Raw genomic sequence first — 12,841 nt, 5'->3', positions numbered from 1 at the left:
CTGGGAACCTTTACCGACCTAAACCATTAAACCGTTAGTGGTGGTCGGCGTTCCGCCTAATCAGGCTCGGCGACCGAAAATGATTGTTCCCGAGGCATAAAATGGCTGGCAGATTAATTGTAATCTCAAATCGCATCCCATCGGAGGCCGCCCCTTCCGGTGGGCTGGTTTATGCGCTGCATGAAACCCTGCGCAAGATCGGCGGCATCTGGATCGGGTCGCACCCCGAAACCACGGAAACCCCCGCCAACAGTCTCAGCGAATATGGCGATCAGGGCAATTACACCCGGCTGAGCTTTAGCCTAACCCCCGAAGATTACAAGAATTTTTACCTCGGCTTCTCGAACTCGGTGCTTTGGCCCGTCTGCCACCGCCGCGGCGATCTGGTCAAGCTCGACCGCGGGTTCGAGCGGGGCTATTGCGCCGTCAACGCCCGCCTTGCCCGGCAGGTGATGGAGGTGGCCGAGCCCGACGATATGATCTGGGTTCACGACTATCATTTCTTCCCCCTCGCCACAGAGCTGCGCAAGCTGGGTTTCACCGGCAAGATCGGGTTTTTCCTGCATATTCCCTTTCCCGCCTTGGGCGATATGGGCGCCCTCCCGCGGGAGGCCAATCTGGCGCATTGGCTGGCGGATTATGACCTCGTCGGCCTGCAAACCCGCGCCGACGTGGCCCGCTGTCTTGAGATGTTCCGGGCCGAAACCGATTCCGAATTCCTGATGGATGGCACGATCAAATGCGGCTCCCGCGCGGTGGCGCTGCGGTCTTTCCCCATCGGCATCGACGTGGAGACCTTTGTGAAGGCCGCGCAGGGCGGCAGCGCGCAGGACCGTCTGGCCGACGATATGGCAGGCGACATCGTGATCGGCGTCGACCGGCTCGATTACTCCAAAGGTCTGCCCAACCGCTTCCGCGCCTTTGGCCGCTATCTCGAAACCCGGGATGAGCGGGAACGCCGGGTGAGCATGGTCCAAATCGCCCCGCCCAGCCGAGAGGAAGTCGCCGCCTATCGCGAGTTGCGCTACGAGTTGGAAGAGCTTGTCGGCCGCGTGAACGGGGAGCATGGAGAGATCGACTGGACCCCGCTGCGCTATATCCACCGCAACCTTGATCGCAACCTTTTGGCCCGCCTCTATCGCCGTGCGCGGGTCGGGATCGTGACGCCCTTCGCCGATGGGATGAACCTTGTGGCCAAGGAATATGTCGCCGCGCAAGACCCCGAAGACCCCGGTGTGCTGATCCTGTCGCATATGGCCGGCGCTGCCGAGGACCTGACGGATGCGGTTCAGGTCAATCCCTATGATATCGAAGACATCAGCGAAGCGCTCAAGACCGCGCTCGCCTTGCCGCTGGAAGAGCGCAAGCGCCGCCATGCCAGCTGCATGGCGCAGGTGCGGGCCACGGATGTGAACCTCTGGAGCCAGCATTTCGTCGACGCTTTGAAAGCCTGCAAGCCGACGCTCGTGGTCAAGCCCCGCGCGCGGGAATGGACAGACGCCTAGCGGCGGGGGTCATTCTTCTGGCGCATAGACCACTGCGGTCTCCCAACCGCTGCATTTCTCGGCAAGGCCCGCAGGCAGCGCCAGATCGGTAAAGAACATATCCACCTCCCGCGCCGAGGCGATCCGCGCGGGGGCAGAGCGTTTGAATTTGGAATGATCGGTCACCAAAAACGTCTTGCGCGACTGCGCGATGATACATTGGCTGACGCCCACTTCTTCGATGTCGAAGTCGAGCAGATCGCCATCCGCATCCATTGCCGAACAGCCGATCACCGCGATGTCGAATTTGAATTGGCGGATCGTCTCGATCGTCAAGTTTCCGACCAGTCCGCCGTCCATCCGGCGCAGTGCGCCGCCGGTCAGCACGATGCGGCATTCGGGGTTGTCGACCAGAATATTGGCCACGTTCATGTTGTTCGTCACCACCATCAAATCCCGGTGGTGAAGCAGGGCGCGGGCCACGGCCTCGGTACTGGTCCCGATATTTAGAAAGACCGAACAGCCGTCGGGGATATGTTCGGCACAGGCGCGGGCGATGCGATTCTTGGCCTCTTCATGCAGATTGCGCCGCTCGGCATAGCCGATGTTACTGGCCCCCGAGGGCAGCACCGCGCCGCCATGGACCCGCTCAAGCTTACCGCTGTCGGCCAGTTCCGTAAGGTCACGGCGGATGGTCTGATGGGTCACGCCGAAATGTTCGGCCAGCCCATCGACGGTGACTTTGCCTTCGCGCCGGGCGATTTCAAGGATGTCGGGATGGCGGAATGTCTGTGAAATGGGCGTCGCTCCTGCCTGCTGTTGGCGCATTATCTCCAGTGTTTTGGCTAACGCAAGCAATCGCGCAGCAAGACACGTTTAACATGTTCGCTATGCTGGTGAAACGAACATAAACGAAAATAATTCTTGTGCAGATGAGAGTCGTTTCGTAACACTGCCCCAAATTGGACAGTCTGAGCTGGGGGAGGGCCGGATCGTGAACCAACAGCCCGATAGCCATATGGCCGCTGCCTCGGTCGATCTATTCGTCATCGGTGGTGGCATTAACGGCGCCGGGATCGCGCGCGACGCGGCAGGCCGGGGTCTGAGCGTGACCTTGGCCGAGATGAACGATCTGGCCTCGGCGACCTCTTCGGCCTCGACCAAGCTTTTCCACGGCGGGCTGCGTTACCTTGAGTATTTCGAGATCGGCCTTGTGCGCCACGCGCTGACCGAGCGCGAGGTGCTGCTGAAGGCGATGCCGCATATCTCTTGGCCGATGCGTTTCGTGCTGCCCTATCACCGCGACATGCGGTTCGAGGGCGACACGCCGACCTCTAAACTGCTGCGGTTGTTCATGCCGTGGATGCGGGGCCGCCGCCCGGCATGGCTGATCCGTCTGGGCCTGTTCCTCTATGACAACCTCGGCGGGCGTAAAATCCTGCCCGCCACACGCAGCCTGTCCTTGCGCGGTACGCCCGAAGGGGCACCGCTGGAGGACCGGTTCGAGAAGGCGTTTGAGTATTCCGACTGCTGGATCGAAGACTCCCGCCTTGTTGTGCTGAACGCCCGCGACGCGGAACTGCGCGGCGCGCGTATCATGACCCGGACCAAAGTCGTCTCTGCCGACCGCAGCGCCGATGGCTGGGCGGTCACCGTAGAGCATGGCGCGGATGGCCAGCGCGAAGTGATCCACGCCAAGATGCTGGTCAACGCGGGTGGCCCGTGGGTCGGCGACATTATCCACAACACCGCGCGGCTGAACTCCTCCGAAGGGGTGCGGCTGGTGCGCGGCAGCCATATCGTGACCAAGCGGCTCTACGATCATGACAAATGCTATTTCTTCCAAGGCACCGATGGGCGGATCATCTTCACGATCCCCTATGAGCAGGATTTCACGCTAATCGGCACCACGGATGCCGATCACCCTGATCCGACGGTCACCCCGGAATGCACGCCCGAAGAGCAGGACTACCTGATCGACTTTGTGAACGGCTATCTCAAGCAGGACATCACCCGCAAAGATATCGTCTGGACCTATTCCGGCGTGCGTCCGCTTTATGACGACGGGGCCAGCAGCGCCACGGCGGCGACGCGGGACTATACGCTCAAGGTCGACAAGACCGGCGGCGCGCCGATCCTCAATGTCTTTGGCGGCAAGATCACAACCTACCGCAAACTGGCCGAAGACGCGCTGGAGCTGATCGCGCCGCATTTCGACGGGCTGTCAGGCCATTGGACCGCAGGCGTCGCCCTGCCCGGCGGTAATTTCCCGGTGGACGGCGTGGCGCAGTTGATCGCGCGGCTGAAAGCGGATTATGACTTTCTGGATGAAAGCTGGGCTGCACGGCTGATCCGCGCCTATGGTACGGATGCTTGGGCGATGGCGGGCGAGGCCAAGACGCTGGCGGATATGGGCGAGCATTTCGGGGCCACCCTCACCGCGCGCGAGGTCGCTTGGCTGATGAACAAGGAATATGCCCTCAGCGCAGAGGACGTCGTCTGGCGCCGCAGCAAGCTGGGCCTGCGAATGGACGAGACGCAGATCGCGCGTCTCGATGAATGGATGCAGATGCGCGCGGCGAAACAAGCCGCCTCTGCGGCGGAATGAGGGGAGGTCGAACGTGAGTTTGATCCTGAAGAACGTGTCGAAGACGGTAGGCGGCCAAACGCATATCTACCCGACCGACCTGACCTTGGAAAAAGGCACGATGAACGTGCTTTTGGGGCCAACATCCTCGGGCAAGACGTCGCTGATGCGGCTGATGGCGGGGCTCGATGTGCCGGGTACGGGGCAGGTGATCTGGAACGGCGAAGACGTGACCGGCATGCGGGTGCAGGACCGCAAGGTCGCCATGGTCTATCAGCAGTTCATCAACTACCCCTCGATGACGGTTTACGACAACATCGCCTCTCCGATGAAGCTGATGGGCAAGTCGAAGGATGAGATCGATCGTGCCGTGCGCGAAACCGCCGAGCTGATGCAGCTCACCCCGATGCTTGACCGCAAACCGCTGGAGCTTTCGGGCGGCCAGCAGCAGCGCTGCGCCTTGGCGCGGGCGCTGGTCAAGAATGCCGGGCTGGTGCTCTTGGATGAGCCGCTGGCCAACCTCGACTACAAGCTGCGCGAAGAACTTCGTGCCGAAATCCCGCGTATCTTTGAGCGCGCCGGGTCGATCTTTGTCTATGCGACGACCGAGCCTGAAGAGGCGCTGCTTCTGGGCGGCAATACCGCGACGCTCTGGGAAGGCCGCGTTACGCAATTCGGCCCGACGCCGAGTGTCTACCGCCGGCCCGAGAATGCGACCACGGCGCGGGTGTTCTCTGACCCGCCGATGAACTTCCTTAGCATGACCAAATCGGGCGACACACTGCGTTTCGACGGCGGTGAGATGGCGGCGCCCGCCACGATGGCGAGCTTGCGTGACGGCGAATATACCGCCGGTTTCCGCCCCAACCACCTCACGCTGAGCGCGCAGGCGCCCGAGGCCATCGGCTTTGACGCCGTGCTGAACGTGACCGAGATCACGGGGTCGGAGACCTTTATCCACCTCGATTACCACGGTGCGAAATGGGTCGGTCTGGTGCATGGCATTCAGCATTTGCAGCCCGGCCAGCCGCTGCCGGTCTATCTGGACCCGGCGCATATCTACCTGTTTGACGCGAACGGGGCGCTCGTCTCGGCCGCGCCCTATGCGGAGGCGGCATAATGGCCAAGATCACGCTTGATAACCTCGCCCATTCCTATCTGCCCAATCCCAGCGGTGAGGATGATTTCGCCCTCAAGGAATTGAACCACGATTGGATCGACGGCGAAGCCTATGCGCTTTTGGGCGCCTCGGGCTGTGGCAAATCCACACTGCTCAACATCATCTCGGGGCTTTTGCAGCCTTCGCAGGGGCGCATCCTATTCAATGATGTAGACGTTACCCATGCGCCGACCGCTGAGCGCAACATCGCGCAGGTCTTCCAGTTCCCGGTCGTTTACGACACGATGACCGTGCATGACAATCTGGCCTTCCCGCTGCGCAACCGTGGCGCGGATGCCTCCTATGTCGCGTCCCGGGTCCAGCAGATCGCCAAGATGATCGGCATGGAAGACGAGCTGAACCGCAAGGCGCGGGGCCTTACGGCGGATGCCAAACAGAAGATTTCGCTGGGCCGGGGCATGGTGCGCGAGGACGTGAACGCGCTCTTGTTCGACGAGCCGCTCACGGTGATCGACCCCCATATGAAGTGGGAACTGCGCACGCAGCTCAAATCGCTGCACCACGAATTCGGCCACACGATGATCTACGTCACCCATGACCAGACCGAGGCGCTGACCTTCGCCGATAAGGTGGTGGTCATGTACGATGGCCGCGTCGTGCAGATCGGCACGCCGCAAGAGCTTTTCGAGCGGCCCGCGCATACTTTCGTGGGCTATTTCATCGGCTCGCCGGGGATGAACCTCTTTGACGCACAGATCGCGGGCAATGCGGCACAAGTCGCGGGCACGAGTGTCAATTTGAACAAGACCTACGCCCCCAAGGGCCAGAAAACGCAACTGGGCGTCCGGCCTGAATTCGTTCGGATCAATGGCGAAGGTCTGGGCCTTCCGGCCAAGGTGACCCGTGTCGAGGATGTGGGCCGTCACAAGATCATCCGTCTCGACGTGGCAGGCCAGCAGGTCAGCGCCATCGCCGAGGAGGGCGCGACAGTGCCGAGCGAAAACACCGCGATCAGTTTCGATCCGGCGGGCATCAACGTCTATGACGACGATTGGCGCATCAGCGCAGAGGGAGAGGCCGCATGAACAAGACCGTCAACCAAAAGGCATGGTTCCTTGTCCTGCCGGTGCTGATCCTCGTGGCCTTCTCGGCCGTGATCCCGCTGATGACCGTGGTCAACTACTCGGTGCAAGACACCTTCGGCCGGAACGAGTTTTTCTGGGCCGGGCTGGAGTGGTTTTCCGACATGCTCGACAGCGACCGGATGTGGGACGCGCTAGGCCGTCAGTTGATCTTCTCGGGCGTCATTCTGGCGATCGAGATCCCGCTTGGCATTTTCGTCGCGCTGAACATGCCCAAGAACGGGTTCTGGGCCAGTTTCTGCCTTGTCCTGATGTCCCTGCCGCTGTTGATTCCGTGGAACGTGGTCGGCACCATCTGGCAGATCTTTGGCCGCGTCGACATTGGCCTTTTGGGCTATACGCTCGACAAGCTGGGCATCACCTATAACTACACCCAAGATATCACCTCGGCGTGGATCACGGTTGTGGTCATGGATGTCTGGCACTGGACCTCTCTGGTGGCCCTCTTGGCCTATGCCGGTCTGCAATCCATTCCGGACGCTTACTATCAGGCGGCCAAGATCGACCAAGCCAGCCGTTGGGCCGTGTTCCGCTACATCGAACTGCCCAAGATGGCCGGCGTGCTGATGATCGCCATTCTGCTGCGCTTCATGGACAGCTTCATGATCTATACAGAGCCGTTCGTCGTGACCGGCGGCGGGCCGGGCAATGCCACGACCTTCCTGTCCATCGACTTGGTGAAAATGGCCATCGGCCAGTTTGACCTCGGCCCCGCAGCGGCGTTCAGCCTGATGTATTTCCTCGTGATCCTGTTGATTTCATGGGTGTTCTACACCGTGATGGTCAACCTCGACAAAAGGGATGGTGTGTGATGACCGACACAACCGTGCAAGCCCCCGGCGCCGCGCCCATTCCGGGTGACGTGACCGCTGCCAAACGCACCCGGCGCAGCCGCTTCCGGCCCAAGGGCTCGGTGGTGGTGATGACGCTCTACCTGCTGTTCCTGATGCTGCCGATCTATTGGCTCATCAACATGAGCCTCAAGACCAACGCCGAAATCCTCGGGTCCTTCTCGCTCTATCCGCGGGACCTGACGCTGGCGAACTATGCCAAGATCCTCACCGATCCGAGCTGGTACATGGGCTATGTGAACAGTCTGATTTATGTGGTGATGAACACGGTGATCTCGCTCGCTGTGGCGCTGCCGGCGGCCTATGCCTTCTCGCGCTATACGTTTCTGGGCGACAAACACCTGTTCTTCTGGCTGCTGACGAACCGGATGTCGCCGCCTGCCGTTTTCGCGCTGCCGTTCTTTCAGCTCTACTCCTCGGTCAATCTCTTTGACACGCATATCGCGGTGGCGCTGGCACACTGCCTGTTCAACGTGCCGCTCGCGGTTTGGATCCTCGAAGGTTTCATGCGCGGCGTGCCGAAAGAGATCGACGAGACGGCCTATCTTGATGGCTATTCCTTCCCGCGTTTCTTTATCCGCATCTTCACCCCGCTGATTGCCAGCGGCATCGGGGTCGCGGCCTTCTTCTGCTTCATGTTCTCATGGGTGGAACTGCTGCTGTCGCGCACGCTGACCTCGGTCGATGCCAAACCCATCGCCGCTACCATGACCCGCACCGTTTCGGCCTCGGGCCTCGACTGGGGGGTCTTGGCCGCGGCGGGTGTGCTGACCATCGTGCCGGGGGCGCTGGTGATCTATTTCGTCCGCAACTACATCGCCAAGGGCTTTGCCCTCGGGCGGGTATAAGAGAGGAGACCGCCCATGTCTTGGATGGCTTGGACCATGCCCACCGCGATCTTCTTCGGTGTCATCGCGCTGTTACTCGTGACCTTCACGATCCTCGCGATCAAATTCCCTGAGACGCCCCGTGTGGGCATCCTCAGGATTGAGACAACCCGTGGTGACCGTCTGTTCATCACGCTTCTCGGCTCGGCCTTTATCAATTTGATCTGGCTGGGTTTCGAGGCGGGTCCGCAGCCCTATGCGCTGCTGGTCTGCCTTGCCTATGCCGCAGCCGTATTTCGCTGGGTCTAGGCGCTATCACGGCGGACCCCGGGCAACCGGGGCCGCCATACGACACGACCAAATGTCTAGGGAGGACATAATGAAACGATCTGTCATGAAATCGACTACCGCTTTGGCGGTCACGCTCGGTCTGCTCGCCGGACCAGCATTCGCGGATATGGAAGCCGCGAAGAAGTTCCTCGACGAGGAAATCGAACGCTCCGCGCTGAGCCGCGAAGAGCAGGAAGCGGAGATGCAATTCTTCATCGACGCTGCCGAGCCGTTCAAAGGCATGGACATCAAAGTCGTGTCCGAGACGATCACCACCCATGAATACGAAGCCAACGTGCTGGCCCCGGCCTTCACCGCGATCACCGGCATCAACATCACTCACGACCTGATCGGCGAAGGTGACGTGGTTGAGAAACTGCAAACGCAGATGCAGTCGGGCGAGAACATCTATGACGCCTATATCAACGACAGTGACCTGATCGGCACGCACTGGCGCTACAAGCAGGCGCGCAGCTTGACCGACTGGATGGCGAACGAAGGCAAGGACGTGACCAACCCCGGTCTCGATCTCGATGACTACATCGGCCTTGATTTCACCACCTCGCCCGATGGCGAGCTGTATCAGCTGCCCGACCAGCAGTTCGCGAACCTTTACTGGTTCCGTCAGGACTGGTTCACCGATCCTGAGTTGATGGCCGAATTTAAAGAGAAATACGGCTATGACCTGGGCGTGCCGGTCAACTGGTCCGCTTACGAAGACATCGCCGAATTCTTCACCGGCCGCACGATCGACGGCGTCGAAGTCTATGGCAACATGGACTACGGCAAGAAAGACCCGAGCCTTGGCTGGCGCTATACCGATGCGTGGCTGTCCATGGCGGGCGGCGGCGACGTGGGTGAGCCCAACGGCCTGCCGGTCGACGAATGGGGCATCCGCGTCAACGAGAACTCGCAGCCCGTCGGTTCCTGTGTGACCCGCGGTGGTGCCACCAACGATGCGGCGGCGGTCTATGCGATCACCAAGTCCATCGAATGGCTTGAGAAGTACACGCCCCCCGCAGCCGCTGGCATGACCTTCGGCGAAGCCGGTCCGGTGCCTGCGCAGGGTGCCATCGCCCAGCAGATGTTCTGGTACACCGCCTTCACCGCCGACATGGTGAACGACAGCGCCAAGGCCGTGCTGAACGAAGACGGCACGCCCAAGTGGCGCATGGCCCCCAGCCCGCATGGCGCCTACTGGAAAGAAGGCCAGAAGGTTGGTTATCAAGACGTGGGCAGCTGGACGCTGATGGAAAGCACGCCCGTCGACCGCGCCAAGGCCGCATGGCTCTATGCGCAGTTCGTGACCTCGAAAACCGTGGACGTGGAAAAGGCCCATGCCGGTCTGACCTTCATCCGCGAGTCCACCATCCAGCACGACAGCTTCACCGAGCGCGCGCCGAAACTCGGCGGTCTGGTGGAATTCTACCGTTCGCCCGCGCGCACCGCATGGTCGCCCACTGGGACGAACGTGCCGGATTACCCCAAGCTGGCGCAGCTGTGGTGGCAGAACATCGGCGACGCGATGTCGGGTGCGAAAACACCTCAGGAAGCGCTCGACAGCCTTTGTGCCGAGCAGGAAAAGGTCATGGAACGTCTTGAGCGCGCAGGCGTCCAAGGTGATCTGGGTCCGAAAATGAACGAGGAGCGTGAAGCCTCCTACTGGCTTGAGCAGGAAGGTTCGCCCGTTGCCAAGCTCGACAATGAAGACCCCGAGCCCGAGACCATCAGCTACGAAGAGTTGATCAAGTCCTGGCAGTAAGCCAAACTTTCGGGGGCCGGGACGCAGCAGCGTTCCGGCCCCTTTTTCGTTTCATCCAACATCCGGGGGCCGCGCCATGACCCATATCCTCGCCATTGATCAGGGAACCACTTCCTCACGGGCGATCATCTTTGACGGCAACATGTCGGTGACGGCCACGGCCCAAGAAGAATTTCCGCAGCATTTCCCCCGCTCCGGCTGGGTTGAGCATGATCCGGGCGACCTGTGGTCGACGACCGCTGGCACCTGCCGCGCGGTGATCGAAAAGGCCGGTCTGCGCCCCGATGACATCACGGCCATCGGCATCACCAACCAACGCGAGACGACGCTGGTCTGGGACGCCAAGACCGGCAAACCCGTCCATAACGCCATCGTCTGGCAAGACCGCCGCACCGCTGATTTCTGCCGCGCGCTGCGCGAAAGCGGCGACGACAAGATCATCACCGAACGCACCGGCCTGTTGGCCGATCCCTATTTCTCAGGCACCAAGCTGAAATGGATCCTCGACAATGTTGAAGGCGCGCGCGAACGGGCGCGGGCGGGCGAGTTGCTTTTCGGCACCGTCGACAGCTATCTGATCTGGAAGCTCACCGGCGGCGCGCGCCATGTGACCGATGCCACCAATGCCGCCCGCACCATGCTCTATGACATCCACAAAGGCCGCTGGAGCACGACCATCTGCAAGATGTTCGACGTGCCGCTCGAAATGCTGCCCGAGGTGCAGGACTGCGCCGCCGATTTCGGCACCACCCGGCCTGACCTCTTTGGGCGCGAGATTCCAATCCTCGGTGTCGCGGGCGACCAACAAGCGGCAACCATCGGGCAGGCCTGTTTCCAGCCCGGCATGATGAAATCGACCTATGGCACCGGCTGTTTTGCCCTGCTGAACACGGGCGAGACGGCGGTGACCTCGACCAACCGGTTGCTCACCACCATCGCCTACCAACTCGACGGCAAGCCGACCTATGCGCTCGAAGGCTCGATCTTCGTTGCCGGGGCCGTGGTGCAATGGCTGCGCGACGGGCTGAAGATGATCCGCGAGGCGGGCGAGACGCAGGCTCTGGCCGAGCAGGCCGATCCGCATCAGAATGTGGTGCTGGTGCCTGCTTTCGTGGGCCTCGGAGCACCTTACTGGAACGCCGAATGCCGCGGCGCGATCTACGGGCTCACGCGCAACTCCGGCCCTGCGGAACTCGCGCGGGCGGCGCTCGAAAGCGTGGGCTACCAGACCCGTGACCTCTTGGAAGCGATGCAGGCCGATTGGGCCGCCCAAGGCCAGCCGGGCGAGATTGCGACCCTGCGCGTCGACGGCGGGATGAGCGCCAGTGACTGGGCGATGCAGTTCCTCTCGGACGTGATCGGCGCCTCGGTGGACCGCCCCGATGTGCTGGAGACTACCGCGCTTGGGGCCGCGTGGCTCGCCGGGCAGCGGGCGGGCATCTACCCCGATATGGAGGGTTTCGCTCGCGAATGGGCGCTTGATCGGCGGTTTGAAACCCAGATGAACGAGGCCGCGCGCGAAGAGAAATACGGCGCTTGGCAGCGGGCTGTTCAGGCGACGTTGCAGTTCTGATGCAGAGGATGTCCCCTTTCGGTTTCGCCACCGCCGGGCGCATCCGCTTTGGTCGCGGTGTCGCGGGTGAAGCGGCCTCAGCCGCGCGCGCCTATGGGCGGCAGGTGCTTTTGCTGCGCGGCGGCTCGGTCGCTTGGGTCGATGAACTGGCGCGCGATTTGGCGGCGGCGGGCTGCGAGGTGACCCAGTTGCGCGGCAGCGGCGAGCCATCGGTCGACGACGTGCGCGCCGCTGTGGCGGCGGGGCGCGGGGCGCAGGTGGTGCTGGGCGTGGGCGGCGGCGCGGTGATCGACCTTGCCAAGGCGGCAGCGGCGCTGATCCCGTCGGAGTGCGACGTGATGGAGCATCTCGAAGTCGTGGGCGCAGGCAAGCCCTTGCAGGCCGATCCCCTGCCGATGATCGCGATCCCCACCACCGCAGGCACCGGAGCCGAGGTGACAAAAAATGCCGTCATCGCCGTGCCAGACGCCGAGCGAAAAGTCAGCCTGCGCGACGACCGTATGCTGCCGCGTCTGGCCTTGGTCGATCCGGCGCTGACCGATGGCGCGCCGCGCGGGGTGACTTTGGGCTCCGGCCTCGACGCTTTGGTGCAGGTGATCGAGCCCTATCTGTCCAGCAAAGCCAACCCGCTGACCGATGCGCTCTGCCGCGCCGCGATCCCGCAGGGCATTGCCGCGCTCAAGCGTCTGGCCGAGGGCGAGGAACAGGCCGCGCGGAATGCGCTGGCCTATGTCAGCCTATCGGGTGGTTTGGCACTGGCCAATGCGGGCCTCGGGGCCGTGCATGGGTTGGCGGGTGTGATCGGCGGGCGTTTCGGCGCGCCGCATGGGCTGATTTGCGGGCGTTTGCTCGGGCCGGTTCTGGCGGCCAACAGGGATGCGATGGGGGCCTCCGACCGGTTTTCGGAGGTGCAGATGTGGCTCTCCGACGGGTTCGACCTGCCTGAGGAAGGCACTTTTGACGCGCTGACCGCCATGCTGGATGATTGGGGGTTGGAGCGGTTGAAGCATTGGATCCCCGAAGATGCGGATCTGGGCGAGACGGCCCGCGAGGCGGCGGCCTCTTCCTCCATGCGTGCGAACCCTTGCGTGCTTGAGGCGGAAACCCTCGAAGCCTGCATCCGCGCGGCAATGTAGCGGGCAGGGGCCACGGCCCCCGCCCGGCA

11 protein-coding genes are annotated in these 12,841 nt (G+C 62.2%); 10 read left to right on the top strand and 1 reads right to left on the bottom strand.

Going from position 1 to position 12,841, the window contains the following annotated elements:
* The first annotated feature begins 101 nt into the window (after positions 1–101).
* Positions 102–1,505, top strand: coding sequence for a trehalose-6-phosphate synthase (locus J7392_RS20430; protein WP_247744681.1), 1,404 nt, complete (start codon positions 102–104; stop codon positions 1,503–1,505).
* A gap of 9 nt (positions 1,506–1,514) precedes the next feature.
* Here J7392_RS20430 and J7392_RS20425 read toward each other — a convergent pair whose 3' ends face one another.
* Positions 1,515–2,282 carry a DeoR/GlpR family DNA-binding transcription regulator gene (locus J7392_RS20425; protein ID WP_067268490.1) on the bottom strand — a complete coding sequence of 256 codons (768 nt, stop codon included), beginning with the start codon at positions 2,280–2,282 and terminating at the stop codon, positions 1,515–1,517.
* Positions 2,283–2,502: 220 nt separating this feature from the next.
* Here J7392_RS20425 and glpD point away from each other — a divergent pair, with 220 nt between their 5' ends.
* The 9 genes from glpD to J7392_RS20380 all read left to right on the top strand — a co-directional run bounded on the left by glpD (position 2,503) and on the right by J7392_RS20380 (position 12,812).
* Positions 2,503–4,092 (top strand): glycerol-3-phosphate dehydrogenase, encoded by a 1,590-nt coding sequence (gene glpD / locus J7392_RS20420; RefSeq protein ID WP_209219289.1) that lies wholly within the window; start codon positions 2,503–2,505, stop codon positions 4,090–4,092.
* Positions 4,093–4,105: 13 nt separating this feature from the next.
* Positions 4,106–5,191 (top strand): ABC transporter ATP-binding protein, encoded by a 1,086-nt coding sequence (locus tag J7392_RS20415; RefSeq protein WP_209219170.1) that lies wholly within the window; start codon positions 4,106–4,108, stop codon positions 5,189–5,191.
* A complete protein-coding gene (locus J7392_RS20410) occupies positions 5,191–6,276 on the top strand; it encodes an ABC transporter ATP-binding protein (protein WP_209219169.1) in 1,086 nt (361 codons plus the stop codon). The genes J7392_RS20415 and J7392_RS20410 overlap by 1 nt, the downstream gene beginning before the upstream one ends.
* Positions 6,273–7,145, top strand: coding sequence for a sugar ABC transporter permease (locus tag J7392_RS20405; protein WP_067268460.1), 873 nt, complete (start codon positions 6,273–6,275; stop codon positions 7,143–7,145). The genes J7392_RS20410 and J7392_RS20405 overlap by 4 nt, the downstream gene beginning before the upstream one ends.
* The gene (locus tag J7392_RS20400; protein ID WP_067268458.1) at positions 7,145–8,032 is read left to right on the top strand and encodes a carbohydrate ABC transporter permease; all 888 of its coding nucleotides are present in this window, start codon (positions 7,145–7,147) and stop codon (positions 8,030–8,032) included. The genes J7392_RS20405 and J7392_RS20400 overlap by 1 nt, the downstream gene beginning before the upstream one ends.
* A gap of 15 nt (positions 8,033–8,047) precedes the next feature.
* Positions 8,048–8,320 (top strand): DUF2160 domain-containing protein, encoded by a 273-nt coding sequence (locus tag J7392_RS20395; RefSeq protein WP_067268456.1) that lies wholly within the window; start codon positions 8,048–8,050, stop codon positions 8,318–8,320.
* Positions 8,321–8,405: 85 nt separating this feature from the next.
* A complete protein-coding gene (locus J7392_RS20390; protein WP_209219288.1) occupies positions 8,406–10,103 on the top strand; it encodes an ABC transporter substrate-binding protein in 1,698 nt (565 codons plus the stop codon).
* A gap of 76 nt (positions 10,104–10,179) precedes the next feature.
* Entirely contained in the window at positions 10,180–11,676 is a 1,497-nt protein-coding gene (gene glpK / locus J7392_RS20385) for a glycerol kinase GlpK (RefSeq protein WP_209219168.1), read from the top strand.
* A gap of 8 nt (positions 11,677–11,684) precedes the next feature.
* Complete coding sequence (locus J7392_RS20380; RefSeq protein ID WP_209219287.1) at positions 11,685–12,812, top strand: iron-containing alcohol dehydrogenase; 1,128 nt, start codon at positions 11,685–11,687, stop codon at positions 12,810–12,812.
* Positions 12,813–12,841 lie beyond the last annotated feature (29 nt).

The organism is Sulfitobacter sp. R18_1, assembly GCF_017743915.1.
GTDB lineage: Bacteria > Pseudomonadota > Alphaproteobacteria > Rhodobacterales > Rhodobacteraceae > Sulfitobacter > Sulfitobacter faviae.
Note: the sequence above shows the minus strand (reverse complement) of the source record. Positions and strands in the feature narration are given on the sequence as shown.

Bases quoted from the DNA above. Each gene is read 5' to 3' on its own strand.
- J7392_RS20410 (WP_209219169.1), top strand. From the start codon at position 5,191: ATGGCCAAGATCACGCTTGATAACCTCGCCCATTCCTATCTGCCCAAT.
- J7392_RS20405 (WP_067268460.1), top strand. From the start codon at position 6,273: ATGAACAAGACCGTCAACCAAAAGGCATGGTTCCTTGTCCTGCCGGTG.
- J7392_RS20395 (WP_067268456.1), top strand. From the start codon at position 8,048: ATGTCTTGGATGGCTTGGACCATGCCCACCGCGATCTTCTTCGGTGTC.
- J7392_RS20390 (WP_209219288.1), top strand. From the start codon at position 8,406: ATGAAATCGACTACCGCTTTGGCGGTCACGCTCGGTCTGCTCGCCGGA.
- J7392_RS20430 (WP_247744681.1), top strand. From the start codon at position 102: ATGGCTGGCAGATTAATTGTAATCTCAAATCGCATCCCATCGGAGGCC.
- glpK (WP_209219168.1), top strand. From the start codon at position 10,180: ATGACCCATATCCTCGCCATTGATCAGGGAACCACTTCCTCACGGGCG.
- J7392_RS20400 (WP_067268458.1), top strand. From the start codon at position 7,145: ATGACCGACACAACCGTGCAAGCCCCCGGCGCCGCGCCCATTCCGGGT.
- glpD (WP_209219289.1), top strand. From the start codon at position 2,503: ATGGCCGCTGCCTCGGTCGATCTATTCGTCATCGGTGGTGGCATTAAC.
- J7392_RS20380 (WP_209219287.1), top strand. From the start codon at position 11,685: ATGTCCCCTTTCGGTTTCGCCACCGCCGGGCGCATCCGCTTTGGTCGC.